Source organism: Actinomycetospora sp. CA-101289 (genome assembly GCF_050955895.1).
GTDB lineage: Bacteria > Actinomycetota > Actinomycetes > Mycobacteriales > Pseudonocardiaceae > Actinomycetospora.
Window position 1 is genome coordinate 3,032,242 of the sequence record NZ_CP192093.1, and the last position, 24,637, is coordinate 3,056,878.

General features: G+C 75.3%; 27 protein-coding genes and 1 tRNA gene. 16 read left to right on the plus strand and 12 right to left on the minus strand.

Annotation, left to right across the window (positions count from 1 at the left end):
- Genes ACQPX6_RS15105 through ACQPX6_RS15120 form a run of 4 tightly spaced genes read right to left on the minus strand, consistent with a single transcriptional unit; the run spans nucleotide 1 to nucleotide 2,657 of the window.
- On the minus strand, nucleotides 1–426 hold the full coding sequence (locus ACQPX6_RS15105) for a type II toxin-antitoxin system VapC family toxin (RefSeq protein WP_433788125.1): 426 nt from the start codon (nucleotides 424–426) through the stop codon (nucleotides 1–3).
- Nucleotides 413–667, minus strand: coding sequence for a type II toxin-antitoxin system VapB family antitoxin (locus ACQPX6_RS15110; RefSeq protein WP_433788126.1), 255 nt, complete (start codon nucleotides 665–667; stop codon nucleotides 413–415). The genes ACQPX6_RS15105 and ACQPX6_RS15110 overlap by 14 nt, the downstream gene beginning before the upstream one ends.
- Nucleotides 668–712: 45 nt before the next feature.
- Nucleotides 713–1,093 (minus strand): tautomerase family protein, encoded by a 381-nt coding sequence (locus ACQPX6_RS15115; RefSeq protein ID WP_433788127.1) that lies wholly within the window; start codon nucleotides 1,091–1,093, stop codon nucleotides 713–715.
- Nucleotides 1,094–1,106: 13 nt separating this feature from the next.
- A complete protein-coding gene (locus ACQPX6_RS15120) occupies nucleotides 1,107–2,657 on the minus strand; it encodes a class I adenylate-forming enzyme family protein (protein WP_433788128.1) in 1,551 nt (516 codons plus the stop codon).
- Nucleotides 2,658–2,726: 69 nt separating this feature from the next.
- Between ACQPX6_RS15120 and ACQPX6_RS15125 the strand changes: the two genes are divergently transcribed.
- A complete protein-coding gene (locus ACQPX6_RS15125) occupies nucleotides 2,727–3,164 on the plus strand; it encodes an MOSC domain-containing protein (RefSeq protein WP_433788129.1) in 438 nt (145 codons plus the stop codon).
- On the opposite strand, the gene ACQPX6_RS15130 is transcribed toward ACQPX6_RS15125, so the two are convergent.
- On the minus strand, nucleotides 3,161–3,877 hold the full coding sequence (locus ACQPX6_RS15130) for a VOC family protein (RefSeq protein ID WP_433788130.1): 717 nt from the start codon (nucleotides 3,875–3,877) through the stop codon (nucleotides 3,161–3,163). The two genes, ACQPX6_RS15125 and ACQPX6_RS15130, sit on opposite strands and share 4 nt — an antisense overlap.
- A gap of 104 nt (nucleotides 3,878–3,981) precedes the next feature.
- On the opposite strand from ACQPX6_RS15130, the gene ACQPX6_RS15135 reads away from it, so the two are divergent.
- Nucleotides 3,982–4,257: a DUF1801 domain-containing protein gene (locus ACQPX6_RS15135; protein WP_433788131.1), complete on the plus strand. Its 276-nt coding sequence runs from the start codon at nucleotides 3,982–3,984 to the stop codon at nucleotides 4,255–4,257.
- Nucleotides 4,258–4,369: 112 nt separating this feature from the next.
- On the opposite strand, the gene ACQPX6_RS15140 is transcribed toward ACQPX6_RS15135, so the two are convergent.
- Nucleotides 4,370–4,453, minus strand: a tRNA-Leu gene (locus ACQPX6_RS15140).
- 62 nt (nucleotides 4,454–4,515) lie between these two features.
- Between ACQPX6_RS15140 and ACQPX6_RS15145 the strand changes: the two genes are divergently transcribed.
- Together ACQPX6_RS15145 and ACQPX6_RS15150 are read left to right on the plus strand one after the other, a co-directional pair.
- Nucleotides 4,516–5,832, plus strand: a complete 1,317-nt coding sequence (locus ACQPX6_RS15145) for a M20/M25/M40 family metallo-hydrolase (RefSeq protein WP_433788132.1) — start codon at nucleotides 4,516–4,518, stop codon at nucleotides 5,830–5,832.
- Nucleotides 5,832–6,779 (plus strand): NADPH:quinone oxidoreductase family protein, encoded by a 948-nt coding sequence (locus tag ACQPX6_RS15150; RefSeq protein ID WP_433788133.1) that lies wholly within the window; start codon nucleotides 5,832–5,834, stop codon nucleotides 6,777–6,779. Before ACQPX6_RS15145 ends, ACQPX6_RS15150 begins: the two co-directional genes overlap by 1 nt.
- On the opposite strand, the gene ACQPX6_RS15155 is transcribed toward ACQPX6_RS15150, so the two are convergent.
- Complete coding sequence (locus ACQPX6_RS15155; RefSeq protein ID WP_433788277.1) at nucleotides 6,776–6,976, minus strand: DUF5703 family protein; 201 nt, start codon at nucleotides 6,974–6,976, stop codon at nucleotides 6,776–6,778. The two genes, ACQPX6_RS15150 and ACQPX6_RS15155, sit on opposite strands and share 4 nt — an antisense overlap.
- Before the next feature lie 169 nt (nucleotides 6,977–7,145).
- Complete coding sequence (locus ACQPX6_RS15160) at nucleotides 7,146–8,147, minus strand: aldo/keto reductase (RefSeq protein ID WP_433788134.1); 1,002 nt, start codon at nucleotides 8,145–8,147, stop codon at nucleotides 7,146–7,148.
- A 105-nt stretch (nucleotides 8,148–8,252) separates the two neighbouring features.
- Here ACQPX6_RS15160 and ACQPX6_RS15165 point away from each other — a divergent pair, with 105 nt between their 5' ends.
- The 6 genes from ACQPX6_RS15165 (at nucleotide 8,253) to ACQPX6_RS15190 (ending at nucleotide 13,578) form a co-directional block, all read left to right on the plus strand.
- Complete coding sequence (locus tag ACQPX6_RS15165) at nucleotides 8,253–9,101, plus strand: undecaprenyl-diphosphate phosphatase (protein WP_433788278.1); 849 nt, start codon at nucleotides 8,253–8,255, stop codon at nucleotides 9,099–9,101.
- A 10-nt stretch (nucleotides 9,102–9,111) separates the two neighbouring features.
- Nucleotides 9,112–9,843, plus strand: coding sequence for a histidine phosphatase family protein (locus ACQPX6_RS15170; RefSeq protein ID WP_433788135.1), 732 nt, complete (start codon nucleotides 9,112–9,114; stop codon nucleotides 9,841–9,843).
- An 82-nt stretch (nucleotides 9,844–9,925) separates the two neighbouring features.
- Nucleotides 9,926–10,495 (plus strand): DUF3090 domain-containing protein, encoded by a 570-nt coding sequence (locus ACQPX6_RS15175; RefSeq protein ID WP_433788136.1) that lies wholly within the window; start codon nucleotides 9,926–9,928, stop codon nucleotides 10,493–10,495.
- Between the two features lie 4 nt (nucleotides 10,496–10,499).
- On the plus strand, nucleotides 10,500–11,303 hold the full coding sequence (locus ACQPX6_RS15180) for an SCO1664 family protein (protein WP_433788137.1): 804 nt from the start codon (nucleotides 10,500–10,502) through the stop codon (nucleotides 11,301–11,303).
- 32 nt (nucleotides 11,304–11,335) lie between these two features.
- Nucleotides 11,336–12,274 (plus strand): MBL fold metallo-hydrolase, encoded by a 939-nt coding sequence (locus ACQPX6_RS15185; RefSeq protein ID WP_433788138.1) that lies wholly within the window; start codon nucleotides 11,336–11,338, stop codon nucleotides 12,272–12,274.
- Nucleotides 12,271–13,578 (plus strand): MFS transporter, encoded by a 1,308-nt coding sequence (locus ACQPX6_RS15190; protein ID WP_433788139.1) that lies wholly within the window; start codon nucleotides 12,271–12,273, stop codon nucleotides 13,576–13,578. The genes ACQPX6_RS15185 and ACQPX6_RS15190 overlap by 4 nt, the downstream gene beginning before the upstream one ends.
- Here the strand turns inward: ACQPX6_RS15190 and ACQPX6_RS15195 are convergent.
- From ACQPX6_RS15195 to ACQPX6_RS15210, 4 genes are all read right to left on the minus strand, one after another.
- On the minus strand, nucleotides 13,524–14,324 hold the full coding sequence (locus ACQPX6_RS15195) for an enoyl-CoA hydratase/isomerase family protein (protein WP_433788140.1): 801 nt from the start codon (nucleotides 14,322–14,324) through the stop codon (nucleotides 13,524–13,526). The genes ACQPX6_RS15190 and ACQPX6_RS15195 overlap by 55 nt on opposite strands.
- Before the next feature lie 29 nt (nucleotides 14,325–14,353).
- On the minus strand, nucleotides 14,354–15,100 hold the full coding sequence (locus ACQPX6_RS15200; protein ID WP_433788141.1) for an SDR family NAD(P)-dependent oxidoreductase: 747 nt from the start codon (nucleotides 15,098–15,100) through the stop codon (nucleotides 14,354–14,356).
- Between the two features lie 116 nt (nucleotides 15,101–15,216).
- Complete coding sequence (locus ACQPX6_RS15205; RefSeq protein WP_433788142.1) at nucleotides 15,217–15,882, minus strand: class F sortase; 666 nt, start codon at nucleotides 15,880–15,882, stop codon at nucleotides 15,217–15,219.
- Nucleotides 15,879–16,343, minus strand: a complete 465-nt coding sequence (locus ACQPX6_RS15210) for an excalibur calcium-binding domain-containing protein (RefSeq protein ID WP_433788143.1) — start codon at nucleotides 16,341–16,343, stop codon at nucleotides 15,879–15,881. Before ACQPX6_RS15210 ends, ACQPX6_RS15205 begins: the two co-directional genes overlap by 4 nt.
- A 317-nt stretch (nucleotides 16,344–16,660) precedes the next feature.
- Here ACQPX6_RS15210 and ACQPX6_RS15215 point away from each other — a divergent pair, with 317 nt between their 5' ends.
- From ACQPX6_RS15215 to ACQPX6_RS15240, 6 genes are all read left to right on the plus strand, one after another.
- On the plus strand, nucleotides 16,661–18,088 hold the full coding sequence (locus tag ACQPX6_RS15215) for an ATP-binding protein (RefSeq protein ID WP_433788144.1): 1,428 nt from the start codon (nucleotides 16,661–16,663) through the stop codon (nucleotides 18,086–18,088).
- On the plus strand, nucleotides 18,078–20,039 hold the full coding sequence (locus ACQPX6_RS15220) for a VWA domain-containing protein (protein ID WP_433788145.1): 1,962 nt from the start codon (nucleotides 18,078–18,080) through the stop codon (nucleotides 20,037–20,039). The genes ACQPX6_RS15215 and ACQPX6_RS15220 overlap by 11 nt, the downstream gene beginning before the upstream one ends.
- Nucleotides 20,040–20,342: 303 nt before the next feature.
- Nucleotides 20,343–21,593, plus strand: coding sequence for a cysteine--1-D-myo-inosityl 2-amino-2-deoxy-alpha-D-glucopyranoside ligase (gene mshC / locus ACQPX6_RS15225; protein WP_433788146.1), 1,251 nt, complete (start codon nucleotides 20,343–20,345; stop codon nucleotides 21,591–21,593).
- A 16-nt stretch (nucleotides 21,594–21,609) separates the two neighbouring features.
- The gene (locus ACQPX6_RS15230; protein ID WP_433788147.1) at nucleotides 21,610–21,966 is read left to right on the plus strand and encodes a DUF2237 family protein; all 357 of its coding nucleotides are present in this window, start codon (nucleotides 21,610–21,612) and stop codon (nucleotides 21,964–21,966) included.
- A 30-nt stretch (nucleotides 21,967–21,996) separates the two neighbouring features.
- Nucleotides 21,997–23,400: a type VII secretion protein EccB gene (gene eccB / locus ACQPX6_RS15235; RefSeq protein WP_433788148.1), complete on the plus strand. Its 1,404-nt coding sequence runs from the start codon at nucleotides 21,997–21,999 to the stop codon at nucleotides 23,398–23,400.
- 39 nt (nucleotides 23,401–23,439) lie between these two features.
- Nucleotides 23,440–24,630, plus strand: coding sequence for an MFS transporter (locus ACQPX6_RS15240; RefSeq protein WP_433788149.1), 1,191 nt, complete (start codon nucleotides 23,440–23,442; stop codon nucleotides 24,628–24,630).
- Nucleotides 24,631–24,637 lie beyond the last annotated feature (7 nt).

Below are 24,637 nucleotides of genomic sequence, written 5' to 3' on the forward strand. Positions count from 1 at the left end.
TCACGGCAGCGGCATCCAGCGCAGGCCGGGGAAGCGGGCGAAGCCGCGGTCGGTGGTCACCCACGTCGCGCCGTGCTCCATCGCCAGGGCGGCGTGGAAGGCGTCGGGGACGACGTTGCCGCGCGCACCGACTTCCTGGCACAGACCGCGGAAGATCGTCCAGTGTCGGGACCCGGGGCGTACCCGCACCGTGCTCGGCCCGGACAGGACGGCGTCGCAGAACGCCACCGCCTGCACCGGCGGGGTCGGCTCGAGGTAGACGCGGTGGTGCGTGACGATCCGGAGGAAGCCCGAGAGCACGAGCTCGCTGACGCCGAACGGCTCGTCGGCGGTCAGGGCCTCGGCCAGCCACGTCCGCCGCTCCTCGTGGCGGTCGCTCTCCGGGCGGTGGGCGTAGACGAGGACGTTGACGTCAGCCAGCAGCACGGGCGTCGTCCCCGTCGAGGACGGCCGCCAGCGCCTCCGGGTCCTCGAGATCGACGCCCGGCCGCATGCCGCTCCCGCCGAACGTCGGCAGGGTGACCGTCGGCGCCGGGCGCTCGGCCTCGGCCGCGACGAGCAGACGCAGGCCGTCACCGACCACCTCGCCGAGGGGGCGCCGCGTGCGGGCGGCGATCCGCTTGGCCTCGGCCAGCAGGTCGTCGTCGATGTTCACGGTCGTGCGCATCAACGCATCATAGCGGCCGAAGCCGTCGCATCACGATGCGTCGCGTCAGAGCTCCCCGGTGAGGAACTGCGCCCGTCCCCGGCCGAAGGACCAGTCGTCCTTCGTGTTCTCGGTGACCGACACGATGAGGTCGTCGGGCTCGACGAGGCCCGCGTCGCCGAGGCGCTGCGCCAGCGCGGCGTACATCGCCTCCTTCTGCTCGCGGCTCCGGCCCTGCTGGGTCACCTGGATCACCACGACGCCGTCGGTGCGCGTGTAGCCGAGCCCCGTGTCCTCGGCGACGATCTCGCCGGGGTCGTGCTGGTGGATGACCTGGTAGCGGTCGCGCGGCGGGGCGGCGAAGACGTCGAGCATCACCTCCTGCACGACGTCGGCCAGCGCGCGGACCTGCTCGGGACTGCGGCCCCGGACCATGTCGATCCTCACCAGCGGCACGGTGTCACCCCTCGTCGTCGATGCGCGCGCGGAGCGCCTTCTTGTCGACCTTGCCCGACGCGTCGCGGGGCAGCGCGTCGACGAGCTCGAGACGTTCGGGCAGGTACCACTCGGTGGTGCCCTGGTCGCGCAGGTGCTGCTGCAGCTCCTCGAGCGTGGGCGCGTGCCCGTCGACGGGGACGACGACCGCCGCGGGGGCCTCGGCCTGCTCGGCGGGGTGGTAGGCGACGAGCACGACCTCGTCGACCTGCGTGTGGGCGGCGATGAGGTCCTCCACCTCCGCGGCCGGGATGATCATTCCGCTCGAACCCTTGATCTCGTCGGCGTCGCGGTCGACGAACGCGAGCTCCCCGGTCTCGTCGCGCAGGGCGAGGTCGCCGGTGGCGTACCAGCCGTCGTCGTCGACCGGGGACCACACCGCCCGCCCGTCGGCGGTGTCGAGCAGGCCGACGGTGACCTGGGGCCCGCGCACGACCACCTCGCCGAGCCCCTCGTCGCCGCCCGGCACCGGGCGCAGGTCGCGCTCGAGGCCGGGCACGGGTTGACCCATCGTGTGCCACGACGTGCCGGGCACCTCCTGCCCGCGCGAGACCCCGCCGCCGGGCACCTCGGTCATGCCCCAGTGGATCCGCAGCACCGCGGGGAGCCGGTCGGCCTTGCGCAGGCTGCCGCGGGCCAGCGGCGCCCCGCCCAGCGCGACCATCCGCAGGCTCGGGGTCGCCTCGCCGGCCCCGTCGGGACCCAGCGCCTCGAGCAGCGCGTCGTAGCCGCGCGGACCGACGAGCAGGTGCGTGACCTGCTCCTCGTGCACGGCGCGCAGCACCGCCTCGGGGCTGCCGTCGTCGTCGAGCACCGCGCAGTGCCGGTGCAGGAGCGGGCTCAACGCGCTCGTCATCACGCCGATGGCGTGGGTGGCCACGGACGGCGTCATCACGCGGGGATCGGGGCCCGGGTCCTCGAGCACGAGCGCGCCGAGCGTCCCGCGGGTGCTGGCGTACAGGGTGTTCGCGGTGTGCAGGACGGCCTTCGAGGTGCCGGTGGTGCCGGAGGTGAAGAGCACCAGCGCGACGTCGTCGGGCCCGATCTCGTGCTCGCGCGGGGGAGCGGTGCCGGCGGGGAGGTCGTCGAGGTCGAGCAACGCGTCACCGGCGTCGTCGGCGGCGAGCACCGCGCCGGTGGCCTGCAGGCGCTGCTCGACCTGCGCCGGCCCGAGCGAGGCGGGGAGCGGCACGGCGACGGCGCCGATGCGCCCGCAGGCGTGGAAGAGCGCGACGGTCTCCCAGCGGTTGGCGAGGCGGTAGGCCACGCGGTCGCCGGGCCCGACGTGCGTGGCCAGCGCGGCGGCGAGCCGCTCGACGCCGTCGGCGAACGCGGCCACGTCGAGCACCCGGTGCCCGCCGCGCGAGCGGTCGACGAGCAGCGTGCGGACCGGGTCGCGGGCGAGCTGGTCGCGCAGGTCGTCGAGGTGGGTCCGGTGGCGCCAGTGCCCGGTGCGGCGGTGGGCGTCCGCGGCGGCGGGGAGCGTCGGTCGGGCGATGGCGTCCGATCGGGGCATGGGGACGGCGGTACCCGCGTTGCAGCGAGGGAGAAACGACCGTGCACGACCGACCGGGGCAGGGTGACCGTGACGAGCAGGGTGGCGGCGCTGCACACCGCGCCGGAGCGTGGGGCGCCGATGGTGACCGTCGACCGCATCGAGGCCGAGGCGGGCCGGGGCGTCGTCGGCGACCGCCACCACGGCACCCGGCACCGCCACGTGTCGGTGCAGAGCCAGGACGACCTCGACGCCGCCACCGCGGCCCTCGGCGCGCCGGTGACGCCCGCCGCGACCCGCCGCACGCTCACCCTCGACCACGGGGTCGTGCCCACGACGCCCGGCGCCCGCCTCGTGGTGGGCGACGTGGTGCTGGAGGTCGTCCGGCGGGCCGCGCCGTGCCGGGTGATGGACACCGAGATCGGGCCCGGCGCGGCCCGGGCCCTGCACGACCGCGGCGGCGCGATCTGCCGGGTGCTGACCTCGGGGACGATCGCGGTCGGCGACGGGGTCGAGCTGCCCGGCTAGACCTCGACCACGCCGACGTGGGCGCCCGCCGGATCGGACAGCACCGCCCGGCGCCCGCGCGGTCCCGCCGTCACCGCGACGACGACCCCGCCGCCGGCCTCCCGGGCCGCGCCCGCGGCGGCGTCGACGTCGGCCACCCCGAAGTAGGGCAGCCAGTGCGGCAGCGCGTCGCCGGCGAGCCCGACCCCGGCGACGGGCCGGTCACCAGCGCTGGCCACGAGGTGGCCGACGTCCGCGCCGTCGGCGAAGCGCCACCCGAGCAGCTCGCGGTAGAAGGTGCGCGTGGTGCCCGGCTCGGCGGACGCGGCCTCCGCCCAGCACAGCCGGCCGGGACCGGGGGTGGCGACGGGGTCGTCGGAGCCCCAGAGGCCGACCACCGCGCCGCCGGCGTCGAGGGCGACCAGCAGGCGCCCGCCGGCGAGGTCGTCCTCGGGGCCGTGGAGCACCTCGCCGCCCAGCTCCGCGAGGTGCTCGGCGGCGGCGTCGACGTCGTCGACGGCCAGGTAGAGGGTCCAGGCGGGCGGCGCCGCCGCCCCCGACGAGCCCAGTGCGGCCACTGCGGCGTCCTCGTGGCGCAGCACGCGCTGCTGGTGGCCGGCGGTGACCCCGTCGCCGGACGCCCACCCGAGGACCGCCGCGTAGAACCGGGTCACGGCGTCCGGGTCGGTGCCGTCCCCGGGGTCCAGCTCGGCCCACCGGGGCACGCCGTCCATGGGCGGGAGTCTGCGGGGTCGGCGGGCAGCCGGGGAAGGGCGGGACGCGGCAGAGTACGGCTGCGGGAGGGCGGTGCACGGCCGCCCCGGGGCGAGGAGGCGTCGTGGCGAGAGGATCGGCCGGGGTCGACGAGCTCCTGGCGGCGCTGGACCACCCGCTGGCCGCGGGCATCGAGCGGCTCCGGTCGGCGATCCGGGCCGCGGAGCCCGACCTCGTCGAGACCGTGAAGTGGAAAGCCCCGAACTACCGCTACGCGGGCGAGGACCGGATCACGTTCCGGCTGGCGCCGCGCGGGCAGCTGCAGCTGATCCTGCACCGGGGGCGGCCGTCCGCGCGGACGCCGGCGACTTCCGGTTCGACGACCCGGCGGGACTGCTGACCTGGCGGGCGCCCGACCGCGCGGTCGTGGACTTCCCGGACCTGGACGCGGTGGAGACGAAGATCGGCGCCGTGGCCGAGATCGTCCCGCGCTGGGTGCGTTCGTGAGGGGGTGTCCGAGGGGGGACTTGAACCCCCACGCCCTACTAGGGCACTAGCACCTCAAGCTAGCGCGTCTGCCATTCCGCCACTCGGACTTGCAGAAGGAGGGTAGACGACGCCGCTCCGCGCGATCACGGTGGGTGGCAGGATGCCGCGCATGGGTCGTGCCGAAGACGAGGTCGTGACGCTGACCAGCGAGCTCATCCAGATCGACAGCCAGAACACCGGGGAGCTCGAGACGACCACCGGCGAGGCCGAGGCGGCCGCCTACGTGGACGCCAAGCTCCGCGAGGTCGGCTACGAGACCGAGGTCGTCGAGTCCGGGGCGCCGGGGCGGCACAACGTGTTCGCCCGGCTGAAGGGCGCGGACCCGGACCGGCCGGCGCTGCTGGTGCACGGCCACCTCGACGTCGTGCCGTTCAACGAGGCCGAGTGGTCGGTCCACCCGCTGTCCGGCTCGGTGCAGGACGGCTACGTCTGGGGCCGCGGCGCGGTGGACATGAAGGACATGGACGCGATGATCCTGGCGCTGGCCCGCCAGTTCATGGCCGAGGGCACGGTGCCCCCGCGCGACATCGTGTTCGCCTTCCTCGCCGACGAGGAGGCCGGCGGGGCCTACGGCGCGCACTGGCTCGCCGAGCACCGCCCCGACCTGTTCGAGGGCTGTACCGAGGCGCTCGGCGAGGTCGGCGGCTTCTCGCTGACCCTCGGCGAGGACGTGCGCGTCTACCCGGTGATGACCGCCGAGAAGTCGATCGCGTGGATGAAGCTGCGCGTGCGGTCCCGCCCGGGCCACGGATCGATGATCCACGACGAGAACGCGGTGACGATCCTCGCCGAGGCGGTCGCCCGGCTGGGGCGCCACCGATTCCCGCTGGTGCTCAGCGAGTCGGTGCAGGGCTTCTTCGACGAGATCACCGCGCTGACCGGCATCGAGTTCCCCACCGACTCCGCGGCCGCCCTCGACGGCGCGGTCGCCAAGCTGGGTGGCGTGGCCCGCGTCGTCGGCGCCACCACCCGCGACACCGCCAACCCGACGATGCTCCAGGCCGGCTACAAGGCCAACGTCATCCCGTCGGTCGCCGAGGCCACCATCGACTGCCGCGTGCTGCCCGGACGCCAGGAGGCGTTCGAGCGCGAGCTCGACGAGCTGCTGGGCCCCGACGTCGAGCGCGAGTGGATCCGCAACCTCGAGGCCGTCGAGACCTCGTTCGACGGCGAGCTCGTCGACGTGATCACCCGCGCGGTGCAGGAGGAGGACCCGCAGGCGCACACGCTGCCCTACATGATGTCGGGCGGCACCGACGCCAAGGCGTTCGTCAAGCTCGGCATGCGCTGCTTCGGCTTCGCGCCGCTGCGCCTGCCCCCGGACCTCGACTTCACCGCGCTCTTCCACGGCATCGACGAGCGCGTCCCGGTCGACGCCCTGCAGTTCGGGACGCGGGTGCTCGAGCGCATCCTGCGGTCCTGCTGATGCGCGCCTGGCGCGTCCCGCGGTACGGCCCGTTCGACGAGGTCCTCGAGGTCGCCGACGTCCCGAGCCCGGAGCCGGGGGAGGGCCAGACGCGCGTGCGCGTCGAGGCGGCGGCGCTGAACTTCGCCGACATCCTCTACGTCGCCGGCGAGTACCAGGACCGGGTGCCGCCGCCCTTCACGCCCGGTCTCGAGGTGGCGGGCACCACCGAGGACGGCGCGCGGGTGTTCGGGCCCGTCGTCATGCCGCACGGCGGCTTCGCCGAGGAGGCCGTGCTCAGCACCACCTGGCCGTGGCCCGAGGGCATGACCGCCGCGCAGGCCGCGGGCTTCTTCGTCGCCTACCAGACCGGGTGGTGCGCGTTGCACCACCGCACGACGCTCTCGGCGGGCGAGACGCTGCTGGTCCTGGCCGCGGCGGGCGGGGTGGGCGCGGCCGCGGTGCAACTGGGCAGGGCGGCGGGCGCCCGCGTGATCGCGGTGGTGGGTGACGATGACAAGGCGGCGGTCGCCCGGACGTTGGGCGCGGACGAGGTGCTGGTGGCCCCCGACGACCTCGTCGCGGCGGTCCGCGAGCTCACCGACGGCCGGGGCGCCGACGTCGTCTACGACCCGGTCGGCGGCGACTCCTTCGACGCCGCGCGCCGGGCCGTGGCGTGGGAGGGCCGGCTGCTGGTGATCGGGTTCGCCGGCGGCCGCATCGCCGAGGCGCCCACCAACCACGCGCTGGTGAAGAACTACGCGGTGATCGGCGTGCACTGGGCGGCGTACCGGCAGCGCTCACCCGAGCTGGTCGTCGCGTGGCAGCGCGAGCTCGAGGCCCTGTGGGCGCGCCGGGCGATCGACCCGCTGGTCGGCGCGGAGTACCGCTTCGACGACCTGCCCGTGGCCCTCACCGAGCTGGCCGCGCGCCGGACGACCGGCCGCGTGGTGCTGCTGACCCGCTAAGTGGCCAGCCCCGCCGCGAGCGAGCGGGAGATCTTGCGCCGCAGCCACACCTTCCGGGTGCCGTCGGCGTAGAGCAGCGTGCGGGCGAGCTCCCAGCCGCCGAACTCGGCGCGGATGCCGAGCTGCACGGTGGCCGAGATGCGCGTGACGTCCGGGGGCAGGCGCACCGGCTGGTACTCCCAGTCGCCCTCCACCACGGGTGCGCCGACGAGCGCACCGCCGTCACGACCGCCGCCCACGCGGGCACGAGCGTCGTTCACGAGCCGACCACCTCCGGGACACCTGACGGAAGCCGGAACCACCGTACGCAGACGGGTGCGCTTCGCGCATGTGAGCAATTCGTGGTGCCGGAGCACCGATTTCTGCTCACGTGCCCGGAGGGCACCAGGGCGGGAGATCCGGCTCGTCGGGCTCGTCGTCCGGGACGGTGGGGGAGCTGACGTCGTCGAGGGCCATGCGGATCGCCGGGGGCAGCACGAGCTCCTCGGCGGCCAGCGAGCCCAGCAGCTGCGCCCCGTCCCGGGCGCCGACCACCGGGGCGACGACCCCGGGGCGGTCGCGCACCCAGGCCAGGGCGACGGCCAGCGGCGAGGTGCCCAGGCCGTGGGCGGCGGTGACCACGGCCTGGACGATGCGGGCGGTGCGCTCGGTGCGGTGACGCCCCACGTAGCCCGCGAGGTGCGCCGACGCGCCGCGCGAGTCGACGGGCACCCCCTCGCGGTACTTGCCGGTGAGCACCCCGCGGCCCAGCGGGCCCCACGGCAGCAGGCCCAGCCCGTGGTGCTCGGCGGCGGGCAGCACCTCGGTCTCCACCGACCGGTCCAGCAGCGAGTACTCCGACTGCACCGACACCAGCGGCAGCGACGTCAGGCTCTGGCGCACCGCCGCCGACGCGAGCTGCCAGCCCGCGTAGTTGGCGACCCCGGCGTAGCGGGCGCGCCCCGTCGTCAGCGCGACGTCGACGGCGGCGAGGGTCTCGTCGAGGGGCACGTCGTCGTCCCAGGCGTGCAGCTGCCACAGGTCGACGTAGTCGGTCTCCATGCGGTCCAGCGAGGCGTCCAGCGCCGAGAGCAGCGCCCCCCGCGACGCACCGCCCCCGAAGGGCCCGTCGTCGCGGCGCGCGCCCGCCTTGGTGGCCACGACCACCTCCCCGCGCGGGATCACGTCGTCGAACAGCCCGCCCAGGATCCGCTCGGCCTCGCCGCCGCCGTAGACGTCCGCGGTGTCGACCAGCGTGCCGCCCGCGTCGAGGAAGGCGAGCAGCGACGCGCCCGCCTCGTCGGGGTCGGTGTCGCGTCCCCAGCTCATCGTGCCCAGGGCGAGCCGCGAGACCCGCAGCCCGCTCGTGCCCAGGCGTCGCTGCTCCACGGCGCCCGAGCTTACGAAGCCCCCACGGACGGGGGTCTGGCGGGCACGGGCGCACGGTCGCCCCCGGGGGGTGGTCTACCGTCACGGGCCGTGCAGGGCGCTCCGATGGGCTGGCTCGAGGCCGTGGTGCTGGGCATCGTGCAGGGACTGACCGAGTTCCTGCCGGTGTCCTCGTCGGCGCACCTGCGGATCACCTCGGCGTTCTTCTTCGGCAACGACGCCGGCGCGGCGTTCACCGCCGTCACCCAGCTCGGCACCGAGACCGCCGTGCTCATCTACTTCTTCTCCGACATCTGGCGCCTGCTGCGGGCCTGGTTCGTGGGCCTCGCCCGGCGTGACGAGCGCGGCTACGACTACAAGCTCGCCTGGTACGTGATCCTCGGCTCGATCCCCATCGGCGTGCTCGGGCTGGCGTTCGAGGACCTGATCAAGGGCCCGGCCCGCAACCTGTACCTCAACGCCACCGTGCTGATCGTGTTCGGCCTGGTCCTCGCCGCCGCCGAGCGCTACGGCCGCCAGCGCCGCGGCCCCGACCAGCTCACGCTGCGCGACGGGATCGTCATGGGGTGCGCGCAGGCGATGGCGCTGATCCCGGGCGTGTCGCGCTCCGGCGGCACGATCAGCGCGGGCCTGTTCCTGGGCCTCGAGCGCGCGGTCGCGGTGCGGTTCTCGTTCCTGCTCGCGCTGCCGGCGGTGTTCGCCTCCGGGCTGACCCAGATCCCCGACATCCTCGAGCCGGGCGCCGCCGACGTGCAGGGCAGCCTCGTGGTGGTCCCGAGCATCCCGCAGATGATCGTCGCCACGGTCATCGCGTTCGCCCTGGGCTACGCCTCGATCGCCTGGCTGCTGCGCTTCGTCGAGAACCACACGATCTACGTCTTCGTCTGGTACCGGGTGCTGCTGGGGCTCGTCGTGCTGCTCGCCGTGAGCAACGGGGTCGTCCCCGCCACGTAGGATCGCGCCAGTGACCACGGTGATCCTCCTGCGACACGGGCGCTCGACGGCCAACGTCTCGGGCGTGCTCGCCGGCCGCACCGAAGGGGTGGGGCTCGACGACCACGGCCGCGCGCAGGCCGAGAAGCTCGTCGACCGCCTCGCCGAGCTGCCCCTCGCCGCGGTCGTGACCTCGCCCCTGCAGCGCTGCCGGGAGACGCTCGCGCCGCTGCTGTCCGCGCGCGGGCTCACCCCGACCGTCGAGGAGGACCTCTCCGAGGTCGACTACGGCGACTGGACGGGGCGCAAGCTCTCCGAGCTGGGCGGCGAGGACCTCTGGAAGGTCGTCCAGGCCCACCCGTCGGCGGCGGTGTTCCCCGGCGGCGAGGGCCTGGCCGGCATGCAGTCGCGCGCCGTGGCCGCCATCCGCCGCCAGGCCGCCCGCATCGGCGCCGAGCACGGCGACCGCGCCCTGTGGGTGGCGTGCAGCCACGGCGACGTGATCAAGGCCGCGGTGGCCGACGCGCTGGGCCTGCACCTCGACTCGTTCCAGCGGATCGTGGTCGACCCGTGCTCGGTCAGCGTGATCAGCTACACGCCCACGCGGCCCTTCGTCGTGCGGGTCAACGACACCGGCGGCGACCTGTCCGCGCTGGTCCCGAAGCCTGAGGAGGAGTCGAAGGACGCCGACGACACCACCGCGTCCGACGACGCCGCCGTCCCGACGGCGGCCGCCGTCGGGGGGTCGACGGGCGTAGCATGAGCCTGCCCTCGACGCCAGGTCTGCGTGCGCCGCGCGCACCGGCCCGGCGGCGTCCCGCCCGGAGTCCTACGATCGAGAAGCCATGCCCAGGGTGATCCACGTCTTCCGCCAGCCCGACCGGTTCGTCGCCGGCACCGTCGGGCAGCCCGGCGAGCGCTCTTTCTACCTGCAGGCCACCGAGTCGGCCCGCAAGGTGAGCGTGCTGCTCGAGAAGCAGCAGGTCTCGGTGCTCTCCGAGCGCATCGGCACCCTGCTCGAGGAGGTCTCCCGCCGCTTCGGCGCCGACGTGCCCGTCACCGTGCCCGAGGACGAGGTCGACACCTCGCCGCTCGAGGTGCCGGTCGAGGAGGAGTTCCGCGTGGGCACCATGGGCCTGGGCTGGGACGCCGAGTCCCGCAACGTCGTCGTCGAGCTGCTGGCGGTCACCGAGGAGGAGGTCGACGAGTCGGTCGTGCTCGACGACACCGACGAGGGCCCCGACGCGCTGCGCGTGTTCCTCTCGCCGGCCGGCGCGCGGGCGTTCGCGACGCGCGCCGAGCGCGTCGTCGGCGCCGGACGCCGCCTCTGCCCGCTGTGCACCCAGCCGCTCGACGCCGCCGGTCACGTCTGCCCGCGGCAGAACGGCTACCGCCGCGTCACCACCCCCGAGTAGGCGCGTGACCGAGACACCGGACACGCTCGAGCTCCTCGTCCACGGCACCATCGAGATCCAGGGCCGTCTCACCGAGGCCTCGAACACCACGCTCCTCTGCGGGATCGCCGTCAACGGCGTCGAGGAGCTCTGCGTCTACAAGCCCGTGCGCGGCGAGCGCCCGCTGTGGGACTTCCCCGACGGCACGCTCGCCGGCCGTGAGGTCGCCACCTACCTGGTCAGCGAGGCCGCCGGCTTCGACGTCGTGCCGCCGACCGTGCTGCGCGACGGCCCGTTCGGTCCCGGCATGGTGCAGCGCTGGATCGAGGTCGACGAGGAGCGCGAGCTGGTCGACATCGTCTCGCCCAAAGCCGTCGGGAAGGGCTGGCGCACCGTGCTGCGTGCCCGCGGGTCCGACGGCGACCCGGCGCTGCTCGTGCACTCCGACGACCCCGCGCTGCACCGCATGGCCGCGCTCGACGTCGTGGTCAACAACGCTGACCGCAAGGGCGGGCACGTCCTCGCCGGCGCCGACGGCGGTGTCTACGGCGTCGACCACGGCATCTGCCTGCACCGCGAGGAGAAGCTGCGCACGGTGCTGTGGGGCTGGGTCGGCGAGCCGCTGCCCGACGAGATCGTCGAGAACCTGCGGCGGCTGCGGGCGTCGCTCTCGCCCGGGCACCCGAGCGGGCTCAACGACACGCTGCACGAGCACCTCACGCGCGCCGAGGTCTCGGCGCTGCGCTCGCGGATCGCGCGGCTGCTCGACGCCGGCGAGCTGCCCGCCCCCGGGGGCCGCTGGCCCCCGATTCCGTGGCCGGCCTTCTAGCCCCTGCTCTCCCTACCCCGAGGTTCCCCGTCGTGCCCACCCGCCGCGACCCCCGCTGGCCGCGCGACTTCCACCACCGCCGCACCAGCGGGCTCCTCGCGCCCGCACAGGCCTGGGCGCTGCTGCGCTCGTTCCCGTCACGCGCCGACCGCGCCGCCGCGCGCGTGCCGGTGGTCGACGCGCTGCCCCTGCCCCCCGCGGGCCGCGGCCAGATCGCGGTGACGTGGCTCGGCCACTCCTCGGCGCTGCTGCGCGTCGACGGGGTGACCCTGCTGGTCGACCCCGTGCTCGCCGGCGGCATCCCCGGCGCCCGGCGCCGCCTCACCGCGCCGCCGCTGACCCCCGAGCAGCTGCCCCCGATCGACGCGCTGCTCATCAGCCACGACCACTACGACCACCTCGACGCGCCCACCCTGCGCCGGCTCCCCCGCACGACGCGGGTGCTGGCCGGGGCGGGCAGCGCGCCGTGGTTCGCGCGACGCGGGTTCACCGACGTCACGGAGCTGGACTGGTGGGAGTCCGCGCCGGTGGGCACCACCACCGTCGAGTTCGTCCCCGCCCACCACTGGTCGCGCCGCAGCCCCTTCGACACCTGCCAGCGGCTCTGGGGCGGCTGGGTGGTCACCGGGCCGGACGGGCGCAGCGTCGTGCACGCCGGCGACACGGGGTACGGCGGGTTCCCCGCCCGCATCGGCGCGCGCCACCGGGACATCGAGGTGGCCGTCCTGCCGATCGGGGCCTACGCGCCGCGCCCGCTGCTGCGCGGCGTGCACATGGACCCCGCCGAGGCCGTCCGCGCCGCCGCCGACCTCGGCGCCCGCCGCGTGGTCCCCGTGCACTGGGGGACGTTCGTGCTCTCCGGCGAACCCGTGCTCGAGCCGCTGGAGCGCGTCCGCGCCGAGTGGGCCCGCGCCGGCCAGGACCCCGACGACCTCTGGGACCTGCCGATCGGCGGGACGAGGGTGCTGTGAGCAGGCCCGATCCCGACCTCACCGTCGTCCCCCCGCGCCGGTCGGGCCGGGCGCTGATCGTGTTCGGCGTCGCGGTCCTCGCCTACGTCGCCGCGGTGCTGGGGCGCTCGTCGCTCGCCGCCACGGGCGTCGCCGCCGCCGAGCGCTTCGGGGTCTCGTCCGGCGTGCTCTCGCTGCTCGCGGTGGTGCAGCTCGCGGTGTACGCCGCGCTGCAGGTGCCCGCCGGGGTGCTCACCGACCGCCTCGGCCCGCGCCGGCTCATCGCGGGCGGCGCCGTGCTCGTGGCCGCCGGGCAGGTGGTGCTCGCGCTCGCGGCGCCGTTCTGGCTCGCCGTGCTCGGGCGGGTGCTCGTCGGCGCCGGCGACGCGGTGACGTTCGTCAGCGTCCTGCGCCTGATCCCGGCGTGGTTCCCGGCCCGCCGGGTGCCGGTGCTCAACCAGCTCGCGGGCATCCTCGGCCAGCTCGGGCAGGTGGTGTCGGCCGTGCCGCTCGCGGCGCTCGTGGTGGGCGCGGGCTGGACCCCGGCCTACCTCGTCGCCGGCGGCACCGCGGTGCTCGTCGCCGTGCTCGCGCTCGCGGTGATCAGGGACGGGCCGGCGGGGGCGGCGGCGCAGTCCGGGCCGGCGATCGCTGGGGGCCTCGGCGCGGCGGTGCGCGAGCCGGGCGTCCGCCTGGCGTTCTGGTGCCACCTCGCTGCCCCGTTCCCCGGCAACGCCTTCGGGCTGCTGTGGGGCTTCCCGTTCCTCACCGGCGGCGAGGGCGTCGCGAGCGGCACCGCCCGCGCCCTGCTCGCGGCCTACGTCGTCGCCGGCATCGCCATCGGGCCCCTGCTCGGGCTGGTCGCCGGGCGGTGGCCAGAGCGGCGGGTGCGCCTCATCGTGGTCAGCGTGCTGGCCCAGGCCACGGCGTGGCTGGTCGTCCTCGCCTGGCCGGGCCCCGCACCCCTGGCGCTGCTCGTGCTGCACGTCGTCGTCCTCGGCGGCGGGGGACCGGCCTCGCTCGTCGCCTTCGACATCGCCCGCGCCGCCGTCCCGCCCGAACGGCTCGGGCGCGCGTCGGGGATCGTCAACGTCGGCGGCTTCGTCTCCACCATCGCCGTCGTGCTGCTCGTCGGCCTCGCCCTCGACCTGCAGGGCGCCGGCACCCCCGACACCTACGACCTCACCGCGTTCCGCGTGGCGATGCTCGTGCAGATCCCGGTGTGGCTCGTGGCCCTGACCGGGATCGCCCGGTCCGCGCGGCGGGTGGATCAGTCGGCGGCCGACGGGAAGCGGGGCTCGCGCTTCTCGCGCAGCGCGGTGTAGCCCTCGACGACGTCGGGGCCGAGGAAGGTCAGCATCTCGTAGGCCGCCGACTGGTCGAAGGTCGGCCCGGCGGCGCGCAGCCAGTTGTTGAGCGCGCGCTTGGTCAGCCGGATGGCCTGCTGGGAGCCGGTGGCGAGCCGGTCGGCGACGCGCAGCGCCTCGTCGAGCACCTCGTCGCGGGGCAGGGCCTTGGCCACCATGCCGAGCCGCTCGGCCTCGGCGCCGGTGAGCATGTCGCCGGTGAGCAGGTAGTAGCGCGCCTTGGCCATCCCGGCGAGCAGCGGCCAGATGATCGCGGCGTGGTCGCCCGCGGCGACGCCGAGCTTGACGTGCCCGTCGCCGAGCTTGGCGTCCTCGGCGGCGATGGCGATGTCGGCGAGCAGCGCGACGACCACCCCGGCGCCCACGGCGACGCCGTTGATCGCCGAGACGATCGGCTTGTCGCAGTCGACGATCCCGTACACGAGGTCCGACATCTCGCGGAGCATGTGCTGGACGCGGTCGTAGTCGCCGGCCATCCGCTCGACCATCGCCAGGTCCCCGCCGGCCGAGAACGCCTTCCCGGCGCCGGTGATCACCGCGACGCGGGTGGCCGGGTCGCCGCTCACCTCGCGCCACACCCGGGCCAGCTCGCCGTGGAGCTCCTCGTCAGCGGCGTTGTACTTGTCGGGGCGGTCGATCGTGATCAGCAGGACGCCGTGGTCGCGGCGGGTGAACGTCAGCTGGTGGTAGTCCTCGAACGGCACGGGCGGTCTCCTCGGTGGGGGTCGTGCGGTCAGCTCATCGAGAGCCCGCCGCTGACGGACAGCGTCTGCCCCGTGATGTACGCGGCCTCGTCGGAGGCGAGGAAGGCGACGGCGTGGGCGAGGTCCGTCGGCTGCGCGAGCCGGCGCAGCGGGATGGCCTTGACCAGCGCGTCGCGCAGCTTCGGGTTCTCCTCGACCACCGCGGCGAACAGCGCGGTGTCGGTGGGCCCGGGGCACACGCAGTTGACCGCCACCCCGTGGCGGGCCATCTCGCGCGCGGCGGTCTTGGTGAACGCGATGACCCCGCCCTTGGCCGCGGAGTACACGGCCTCGCCGGACGAGCCGACCCGCCCGGCGTCGGAGGCGAGGTTGACGACGCGGCCCGCGCCCTGCGCGGCCATCAGCGGCAGCACCGCGTGGCAGGTGTGCAGGACGCCGTAGAGGTTGATCGCGATGATGCGGTCCCAGTCGGCGGGGTCGGAGTCGACGAACGGCCCCACCTTGTCGTAGCCCGCGTTGTTGACCAGGACGTCGATCCGGCCGAAGCGCTCGCGCACGGCGGCGACCACGGCGTCGACGGACTCCCGCGACGCGACGTCGCACGTCAGCCCGAGCGCGTCGCCGCCCAGCGCCGCGGCGGTGTCGACCGCGGTCGCCTCGTCGACGTCGGTGGCGACGACGGTCGCGCCCTCGGCGGCGAGCACCTCGGCGATCGCGCGCCCGATGCCCTGGCCGGCGCCGGTCACGACGGCCACCTTGCCGTCCATCCTGCCCATGGGGTCCTCCTGGTCGGGGATCGTCCGGGGAGCTTCACACGCGACGCCGCGTGCCGGGCGGCGGGCACCTCGCCGACCCGTGTCCTGAGGACACGGGTGGCCACGCCGTGGAGACGTCACGAGCGGCCGACGAGGCCGGCATAGACGATGACGTTGTCCTCGTAGGAGTGGCCGGTCGGGTCAAGCGCTCCACCGCACGTGATCAGCCGTAGCTCCGCGCCCGTGGTGTTGCCGTAGACCGCGCCGGTCGGGAACGAGTCCTTCGGCACCTGCTCGACGTGGGTGACGGCGAAGACCGCCGTCGACCCGTCTCGCCGAACCACCGTGATCACGTCTTCCGGGCGGGCCTCGACGAGGTCGGCGAACACCCCGCGCCGCCCGTCACCGTCGACGTGACCCACGATGACGGCGGGGCCCTGCTCGCCCGGGGTCGGCCCGTGGCGGTACCAACCGGCCTGCTCCGGGGTGTGCACCGACGGCACCTCGATCTGGCGGGCCGCGTCCACCCCGACGGGGACGAGGCTCGAACAGGCGTCGATCCGATCGGCCACCAGCGCCACGGGCTCGGCGGCCGCCATCGGGTCCACGTCGGAGCGCCACGGGCCCGTGCCGGGGAGGCAACGGTCCGGCGATCCGTTCGCCGTCGCGACGCCCAACACGAGGCAGAGGGCGCTGAGCAGGAAGCCGACGGTCGCGAGGGCGCGATCGGACGGGCGTGGCCGGCCGGCCGCCGCGAGCACCTGGTCGCGGCGGCCGGCGCGGTCCCGAGGGGATAGCGTCACGGCCGCACGGACCTCCACCTGCTCACACCGACCAGCGCCGCGCCGAAGGCAGCGAGGAGCGCGCCCGACCACCACGTGAGGGCGCCGTCGGATGCGTGCATCGACCCGTCCCCCGTGGGTGCCGCGCCCTGGGGAACGACGGAGACCTGGTCAGCCTCGTCATCGGCCGTAGAGCTCTCGATCGTCGACTCGTCCGTCTGCTCGTCGACCGTGCTCTCGTCGTCCCCCGTACCGGACCCCTCGGCCGGCAGTCCCTCGCCGCTCCCGCCACCGGACGCATCCTCGCCGCTCTCGCAGGCGACCCCGTCGCGATCACGATCCAGAGCGGGCCGATAGCCCGGCTCACCGACACCGATGTCCTCCGCACCGTCGGCGCGTGCCTCGTCGCAGTTCGCGTACGGGGGCGCCGCCGGCAACGCCAAGGCCGGCGATGCCGCACCCAGAGCCAGCCCGACCGACATCCCCGCCACCACCACAGTCCGCCTCAAGGCGTTCCCTTCGTCGACTTCCGGGTTCGTCCGAGCCCGGGACGAGGAGTCAACTCCAGTGAGTGTTGAAGAAGCACACAGCGTGACGGCGAGTCGGGCTGCACTTTCGGTGGAACCACTGGCGCCAGGTCTCCACCCAGCGCCGTGACCCGGTGACCGTGTCCTGAGGACTCGGTTCAGCACGCCCGTCGCCGCCGCGGACGGGATGGACCGGACACCGGCGTCGGACCCCGACTCGACGATCTCCGCGGCGAGGAGCCGGATCCCGATCGCGGACGTAGCGTGGAGGTGTGAGCACTCCTTCCGCTCCTGCTGATCTCCCCACCACCGCCGGCGAGCTGGCCCGCAGCGGCCACCCGGCGGCGACGCCGAAGAGCGTCCGCACCGAGCTCCGCGACAACCTGCTCGCGCGCCTGCGCGCGGGCGCCGACCCCTGGCCCGGCATCGTCGGGTTCGACCGCACCGTGCTCCCGCAGTTCGAGCGGGCCGTCCTCGCCGGTCACGACGTCGTCCTGCTCGGCGAGCGCGGGCAGGGCAAGACCCGCCTGCTGCGCAGCCTCGTCGCCCTGCTCGACGAGTGGACCCCCGTGATCGAGGGCTCCGAGATCGGCGAGCACCCCGGCGAGCCGATCGTCCCCGCCAGCCGCCGCCGGGTGGCCGAGATGGGCGACGACCTGCCGATCTCCTGGCGCCACCGCTCCGAGCGCTACGCCGAGAAGCTGGCGACGCCCGACACCAGCGTCGCCGACCTCATCGGCGACGTCGACCCGGTCAAGGTCGCCGAGGGCCGCAGCCTGGGCGACCCCGAGACCATCCACTACGGCCTCGTGCCGCGCGCGCACCGCGGCATCGTGACGATCAACGAGCTGCCCGACCTGGCCGAGCGCATCCAGGTCGCGCTGCTCAACGTCATGGAGGAGCGCGACATCCAGGTGCGCGGCTACACGCTGCGCCTGCCGCTGGACATCATGCTCGTGGCCAGCGCGAACCCCGAGGACTACACCAACCGCGGGCGGATCATCACCCCGCTCAAGGACCGGTTCGGCGCCGAGGTCCGCACGCACTACCCGCTGGAGATCGCCGGCGAGATCGCCCTGGTGCGCCAGGAGGCCCACCTCGTGGCCGAGGTGCCCGACCACCTCGTCGAGGTCATCGCCCGCTTCACCCGTCACCTGCGCTCCTCGGGCGCGATCGACCAGCGCTCCGGGGTCTCGGCGCGCTTCTCGATCGCCGCCGCCGAGACCGTCGCGGCCGCGGCGCTGCGCCGCTCGGCCGTGACCGGCGAGGACGCGCCCGTCGCCCGTCCCGTCGACCTCGAGGCCGTGCCGCCGGTGCTGCGCGGCAAGCTCGAGTTCGAGTCCGGCGAGGAGGGCCGCGAGGCCGAGCTGCTCACGCACCTGCTGCGCCGCTCGATCTCCGAGACCGCCCGGGCCCGGCTGGCCGGCGTGGACCTGACGCCGCTGGCCGAGGGCGTCTCGGCCCTCGAGGGCGACCGCCGCGTCGTCACCGGCGACCGGGTCGCCGCCCGCCAGGTGGTCGACGCGCTGCCGTCGCTCTCGGTGGTCTACACCGTGGCCGAGCGCCTCGGCGCCGCCGGCACCGAGGCCCCGGGGCCGCTGGCCAGCGCGGTCGAGCTGGCCCTCGAGCACCTCTACCTCACCCGCAAGCTGGCCAAGGACGACGACGCGGACGAGGGCACGGTGACCTATGGCGGCTGACCAGGCCGGCGCCGGCCGGTACTCCTACGGCCGGTTCTACGACGGTCCCGACCCCCTCGCCCCGCCGTTCGACCTGCGCTCGGCGATGGACGAGCTGGGCCGCGACGTCATGGAGGGCACGTCGCCGCGGCAGGCGATGCGCGAGCTGATGCGCCGCGGGCTGGGGGAGCAGCAGGGTCTCGACGACCTGATGCGCCGGCTCAACGAGCGGCGCAGCAAACTGCAGCGCGAGCACCGGCTGGACGGGACGCTGCAGGAGGTCCGCGAGCTCCTCGAGCGCGCGCTGGAGGCCGAGCGGAACTCGCTGCAGGCCGAGGACTCCGACGACGCCCGCTTCCGCGAGATGCAGCTCGACGCGCTGCCGCCGTCGCCGGCGGGCGCGGTGCGCGAGCTGGAGGACTACGACTGGCGCAACGCCGAGGCGCGCCAGGCGTACGAGGACATCAAGGACCTGCTGGGCCGCGAGGCGCTCGACCAGCGCTTCCAGGGCATGAAGCAGGCGATGGAGAACGCGACGCCCGAGGACGTCGAGGCCGTCCGCGAGATGCTCTCGGACCTCAACGACCTGCTCGAGGCGCACGGCCGCGGCGAGGACACCACCGAGCAGTTCGCCGAGTTCATGGGCAAGCACGGGCAGTACTTCCCGGAGAACCCGCAGACCACCGACGAGCTGATCGACCTGCTGGCCGAACGCGCGGCGGCGGCCCAGCGGATGATGAACTCGCTGTCGGCGGAGCAGCGCGCCGAGCTCGAGGGCCTCATGCAGCAGGCGTTCGGCGACCCGCGGCTCGCCGAGCAGCTCTCCCGGCTCGACCAGCAGCTCCAGGGCATGCGCCCGGGCGAGGACTGGCAGGGCCGGGGCCGGTTCCGCGGCGACGAGCCGCTGGGCATGGGCGAGGCGACCCGGGCGATGGAGGAGCTCGGGCAGATGGACGCCCTGTCCGAGCAGCTCTCGCAGTCCTACCCGGGCGCGCGCATGGAGGACATCGACCTCGAGGCGCTCGAGGCGACCCTCGGCGAGCAGGCCCGCGTCGACGCCCGGCGCCTGGCCGAGCTCCAGCGCGAGCTCGAGGCGCAGGGCGTGTTCGAGCGCGCCGCCGACGGCTCGCTGATGCTCTCGCCGAAGGCGCTGCGCCAGCTCGGGGAGTCGTCGCTGCGCGACGTCGTCGGCGCGATCTCCACGCGTCGCGGCGAGCGCGAGACGCAGCGCTCCGGCGCGGCGGGGGAGGCGACGGGCGCGACACGCCCGTGGTCGTTCGGCGACACCGAGCGCTGGGACGTGTCGCGGACGCTGCTCAACGCCGAGATGCGCCACGCCGCGGGCGACGACCGCCTGCTCGACGTCCAGGACGTCGAGATCGTCGAGACCGAGCAGCGCACCCGGGCCGCGGTGGCGCTGTGCGTCGACACCTCCTGGTCGATGGTGGCCGACGGGCGCTGGGTCCCGATGAAGCGCACGGCGCTGGCGCTGCACCACCTCGTCTCGACCCGCTTCCGGGGCGACGCGCTGCAGCTCGTCACGTTCGGGCGGCACGCGAAGGAGGTGGAGCTGGGCGAGCTCACCGCGCTCGAGGGCGCCTGGGAGCAGGGCACCAACCTGCACCACGCGCTCCTGCTCGCGGGGCGGCACCTGCGCAAGCACAGCGACGCGGCGCCCGTGGTCCTGGTCGTCACGGACGGCGAGCCGACCGCGCACCTCGAGACCGACGGGCACGCGGTGTTCGACTACCCGCCGAGCCCGGAGACGCTGCGGGCGACGCTGAACGAGGTCGACGCGCTGGCGCGGCTGCACGCGGCGATGACCGTGTTCATGCTCGGCGAGGACCCGCGGCTGGAGGCGTTCGTCGACCTGGTCGCGCGGCGTGCCGGCGGGCGGGTCGTGAACCCGGATCTCGACGGTCTGGGGGCCGCCGTGGTGAGTGACTACCTGGCGAGTCGACGCCGGCGCTGAGCTTGGTGGTGCACAACGTGTTCAACCACACGGGCTAACGGACGTCGTCCTCGACCACGGCGTGCCACGGTTGTGCGAAAGCGGTTACGCTCGATCGTGGCTGGAGCCGATCCCCCCCGCGGCTCCAGGCCACCCCGGCCGGGTCTGTCATCTCGTGCGGGAGCGTCGTGCTCGCCCATGACGCCCCCGTCGACCGACCCGGCCGGGGTCCTGGGGAGTGTTCGTCCGGGCACGGGGGAGCGGTTCACCACGCCGGGCGTCCGGACGGGGCGCCGCCCGCCGCGGCGGGCATAGGCTCGGGTCATGCGTGCGTGGTCACCCGTCGACGTCCCGCGGCTCCCCGGCTCCCCGCCCCCCTTGCGGTTGCACGACACCGCGACCGGCGACATCCGCCCGACCGCGCCCGGCGCGACGGCGCGGATGTACGTCTGCGGCATCACCCCCTACGACGCGACGCACCTGGGTCACGCGGCCACCTACCTGGCATTCGACCTGATCCACCGGCTGTGGCTCGACGCCGGCCACGACGTGCACTACGTCCAGAACGTCACCGACATCGACGACCCGCTGCTCGACCGCGCCGCACGGGACGGCAACGACTGGGTCGTGCTCGGCATGCGGGAGACGGCGCTGTTCCGCGAGGACATGGCGGCGCTGCGGATCCTCCCGCCGCGCGAGTTCATCGGGGCGGTCGAGGCGGTCGACGAGATCAGCGAGCTCGTCGGCAAGCTCCTGGCCAGCGGCGCCGCGTACCGGGCCGACGACGAGCGCTTCCCGGACGTCTACCACGACCACACCGCCACCCGGGACTTCGGCTACGTCTCGCGCTACAGCGAGCAGCGGATGCTCGAGGTCTTCCCGGACCGCGGCGGCGACCCCGACCGCGTCGGCAAGCGCCACCCCCTCGACGCGCTGCTGTGGCGCATGGCCCGCGAGGGCGAGCCGTCGTGGGGCTCGGACCTGGGCGACGGGCGCCCGGGCTGGCACGTGGAGTGCGCCGCCATCGCGCTCAACCGCCTCGGCGACCAGTACGACCTCCAGGGCGGGGGCTCCGACCTCGCGTTCCCGCACCACGAGTTCGGGTCGGCCCACGCCGAGGCGCTCACGGGCGCGCACCCGCTGGCCCGGCACTACTGCCACGCCGGGATGATCGGGCTCGACGGCGAGAAGATGTCGAAGTCCAAGGGCAACCTCGTCTTCGTCTCGCGGCTGCGCGGCGACCGCGTCGACACGATGGCGGTCCGCCTGGCCCTGATGAGCGGGCACTGGCGCACCGACCGCTCGTGGACCGCCGACCTGCTCACCGCGGGGCAGGCGCGGCTGCACCGCTGGCGCGAGGCCGTGGCCGCGCCGACCGGGCCCGACCCCGAGGACACGATCACCCGCCTGCGCGCGCACCTGGCCGACGACCTCGACACCCCGGGTGCGCTCGCCGCGATCGACGCGTGGGCCGACGAGGTGCTCACCCGCCGGGGCGGGCAGGGCTGGACGGCCGACGGGCCCGCCCGCATCGGCGACGCCGTCGACGCCCTGCTCGGGGTCACCCTCCGCTGACGGGGTAACCGGGGAGATGGCCCAGAACGTCCTCGGCGGCGAGCTCGCCGACTGCAGTCACGACCCCAAGACCGGCTTCTACCGCAACGGGTGCTGCGAGACCGGTCCCGACGACGCCGGCGTGCACACCGTGTGCGCCCGCGTCACCGAGGAGTTCCTGACCTTCTCCGCGGAGCGCGGCAACGACCTCACCCGCCCGGACGCCGGCTTCCCGGGCCTCCAGCCCGGCGACCGCTGGTGCCTGTGCGCGACCCGCTGGAAGGAGGCCCTCGACGGGGGCGTGGCCCCGCCCGTCGTCCTCGAGGCCACCCACGCCCGCACGCTCGAGTGGGTCGACCTCGCCGACCTGGAGAAGCACCGGATCGCCGAGTGACGGGCGCCGCGATGCGGTAGGCATCGCGTCGTGCCCTCCGAGCCGCCCTCCGCGACCCAGGTCCAGGCGCACCGCTTCGCCGTGCGCCGCCTGGAGTCCGCGCTGGTCGGCCGCGACCCGACACCCCGCCACGACCCAGGCCGGCGACAGAACCGCGCCCTGCTGGTCGGGGCCGTGCTGGGCGTCCTCGCACTGATCGGGTTCGCGGTGGTCGGGCTGGTCCGCGGTGACGAGGGGTGGCGCGACGAGGCGGTGGTGCGCGGCGAGCCCTCGGGTGCGCTGTACGCCGTCGCCCACGGGCCCGACCGCCTCGTCCCGGCCCTGAACCTCGCCTCGGCCCGCCTGCTCGCGGCCGCCGCGGGCAACGTCGACGTCCTCGCTCCGCCGACCCCGGTGCGCGACGACGCGCTGGCGGAGGCCCCGCGCACCGCGCCGGCGGGCATCCCCGGGGCGCCGTCCGTGCTGCCCGACCCCGCCGCGCCCGTCCCCGACGCGTGGGCGGTGTGCGACCGCGCGGTGCTCGACCCCTCGGTGCCCGACCCGGCCGCCGACCCCGAGCTGACCACGGTCGCACTCGGCGGGGTGCCCGCGCCCGGGCGGGCGGTCGCGCCGGACGAGGCGCTGCTGCTGCGGGGCCCGGACGGGTTCTGGCTGGTCGACGAGGGACGGCGGGCGCGCATTGACCCCACGATCGGCTCGGTGGTGCGCGGGCTGAACCTCACCGGCGCCCGCCCGCGCTCCGCGAGCCCGGCCCTGCTGGGCACGCTGCCCGAGGGCCCGCCGCTTGCGCCGGTGATCGTGCCGGGCAGCGGCGCCGCGCCCACCGACGCGCGCACCGCGGCGCTCGGCGTCCCCGTCGGGGCCGTCGTCAGCCCGGACGGCGCCCGCTTCCACCTCGTGGCGGCCACCGGGGTGCAGGAGGTGCCCGCGGTCGTCGCGCAGCTCGCGCGCTTCGCCAACCCCGACCCGGCGGCCGACCCGGGCATCGCCGCCGTGCCCGCCGGGCGCCTCGCGGCCGCCCCGCGCGTCGCGGTCGTCGACGTCGCCGCCTACCCGTCGGCGTTCCCGCGCCTGGTCACCTACGACCAGGCCACCACCACCTGCGTGCGCGCCGACGCCTCGGGTGCCGCGACGGTGTTCGCCGCGTCGGCGCTCCCGGGCCCCGCGGAGCCGACGCCGCTGGTGGGCCCGCCGCTGGACGGCGCCCGGGTGGCGGGCGGCGGGGTCTACGTCGTGCCCGTGGCGCCCGGCGCGCCGGCCGACCCCGCGGGCGGCGTGCTCGTCGACCCGGGCGGGCGGGTGTTCGCCGTCCCGGACCGGGCGGCCGCCGCCGCCCTGGGGCTGGGGACCCCGCGCCCTGCGCCGCGCAGCGTCCTCGACCTCCTGCCCCGGGGCCCGACCCTCGACCCCCTCGCGGCGCAGACCGCCCGCTGACCCGGGACACCGCCGCCGCGGGTGGTGCAGGGTGCCCCCATGCGGCGCGCGGGAGCCCGGGGAGCGAGGGGCACGCCCGTCGCGGCGCTGTGGACCGTCGTGTTCGTCGTCGCCTTCGGCACGAACGTGCCCACCCCGCTGCTCCTGGTCTACCGCGACACCCTCGGACTCGGCCCGAACGTCCTCACCGCGGCGTTCGGGGTGTACGCGGCGGGGCTGATCCCGGCGCTGCTGCTCGCGGGCCCGGCGTCGGACCGCCGCGGACGCCGGCCGGTGGTCGTGCCGTTCGTGGCGCTCGCGGGGCTGGTCTCGGTGCTGTTCCTCGCCGCCGGGTCGTCGGTGGTCGTGCTGTTCGCAGGCCGCTTCCTCCAGGGCGCCGTGTCCGGGGTGGTGTTCAGCGTCGGCACCGCCTGGCTGGGCGAGCTGGTCGGCGAGCCCGGGCGCTCGGCCCGCCTCACCACGATCGCTCTCGCCGCCGGCTGGGCGGCGGGACCGCTCACCGCCGGGCTGCTCGGCCAGTGGACCCCGTGGCCGACCGTGCTGCCCTACCTCGTGCACGTCGCGCTCATGGTCGTCGCGATCGCGCTGCTCGCCGCGGTCCCCGAGACGCTGACGCCCGAGCGCCGACGCGTGGCCGGACCGGTGGTCAACCTCGGGGTGCCGGCGGGGACGCGGCGGCCGTTCCTGCTGGTGGTCGTGCCGATCGCGGTCGGGGTGTTCACGTTCCCGTCCACCGCGGCCACCGTGCTGCCGCTGCTGCTCACCCCGCAGATGCCCGGGATCGCCGTCGCGGTCGCCGGGATCGTCGCCGGGGTCACCCTGTCCACCGGGGCGCTGGTGCCGCCGCTGCAGCGCCGCCTCGGTGCCCCGCGTGCCGGGCCGCTGGGGATGGCGCTCGGTGCGCTCGGCCTCGGGGTCGCCCTCGCCGGGCTCGCGCTCGACACCTGGCCCCTGCTGCTCCCGGCGTCGCTGCTCCTCGGCGCCGGCTACGGGCTCTGCCTCGCGTCGGGCCTCGCGACCGTCGCCCGGCTCGCCCGCCCCGACGAGCGCGGCGCGCTGACCGGCACGTTCTACGCCTGCGCCTACCTGGGCTTCGGGGTGCCGTTCGCGATCTCGGCCCTCGCGGTCGGCGGCGACCTCACCGGACCGCTCGCCGGGCTGGCCGTCCTCGCGGCCGTCGCCGCCGGCGCGCTGGCGCTGCCCGGGGCGCGCCGGCTCGTCGCTGCCTGAGCATTCC

Excerpts from the sequence above, each read along its gene's own strand:
- ACQPX6_RS15130 (WP_433788130.1), bottom strand. The coding sequence starts at position 3,877 with ATGGACGGCGTGCCCCGGTGGGCCGAGCTGGACCCCGGGGACGGCACC.
- ACQPX6_RS15240 (WP_433788149.1), top strand. The coding sequence starts at position 23,440 with ATGCGGCGCGCGGGAGCCCGGGGAGCGAGGGGCACGCCCGTCGCGGCG.
- ACQPX6_RS15165 (WP_433788278.1), top strand. The coding sequence starts at position 8,253 with ATGGGCTGGCTCGAGGCCGTGGTGCTGGGCATCGTGCAGGGACTGACC.
- mshC (WP_433788146.1), top strand. The coding sequence starts at position 20,343 with ATGCGTGCGTGGTCACCCGTCGACGTCCCGCGGCTCCCCGGCTCCCCG.
- ACQPX6_RS15150 (WP_433788133.1), top strand. The coding sequence starts at position 5,832 with ATGCGCGCCTGGCGCGTCCCGCGGTACGGCCCGTTCGACGAGGTCCTC.
- ACQPX6_RS15210 (WP_433788143.1), bottom strand. The coding sequence starts at position 16,343 with ATGTCGGTCGGGCTGGCTCTGGGTGCGGCATCGCCGGCCTTGGCGTTG.
- ACQPX6_RS15230 (WP_433788147.1), top strand. The coding sequence starts at position 21,610 with ATGGCCCAGAACGTCCTCGGCGGCGAGCTCGCCGACTGCAGTCACGAC.
- ACQPX6_RS15220 (WP_433788145.1), top strand. The coding sequence starts at position 18,078 with ATGGCGGCTGACCAGGCCGGCGCCGGCCGGTACTCCTACGGCCGGTTC.
- ACQPX6_RS15175 (WP_433788136.1), top strand. The coding sequence starts at position 9,926 with ATGCCCAGGGTGATCCACGTCTTCCGCCAGCCCGACCGGTTCGTCGCC.
- ACQPX6_RS15120 (WP_433788128.1), bottom strand. The coding sequence starts at position 2,657 with ATGCCCCGATCGGACGCCATCGCCCGACCGACGCTCCCCGCCGCCGCG.
- ACQPX6_RS15110 (WP_433788126.1), bottom strand. The coding sequence starts at position 667 with ATGCGCACGACCGTGAACATCGACGACGACCTGCTGGCCGAGGCCAAG.
- ACQPX6_RS15145 (WP_433788132.1), top strand. The coding sequence starts at position 4,516 with ATGGGTCGTGCCGAAGACGAGGTCGTGACGCTGACCAGCGAGCTCATC.
- ACQPX6_RS15200 (WP_433788141.1), bottom strand. The coding sequence starts at position 15,100 with ATGGGCAGGATGGACGGCAAGGTGGCCGTCGTGACCGGCGCCGGCCAG.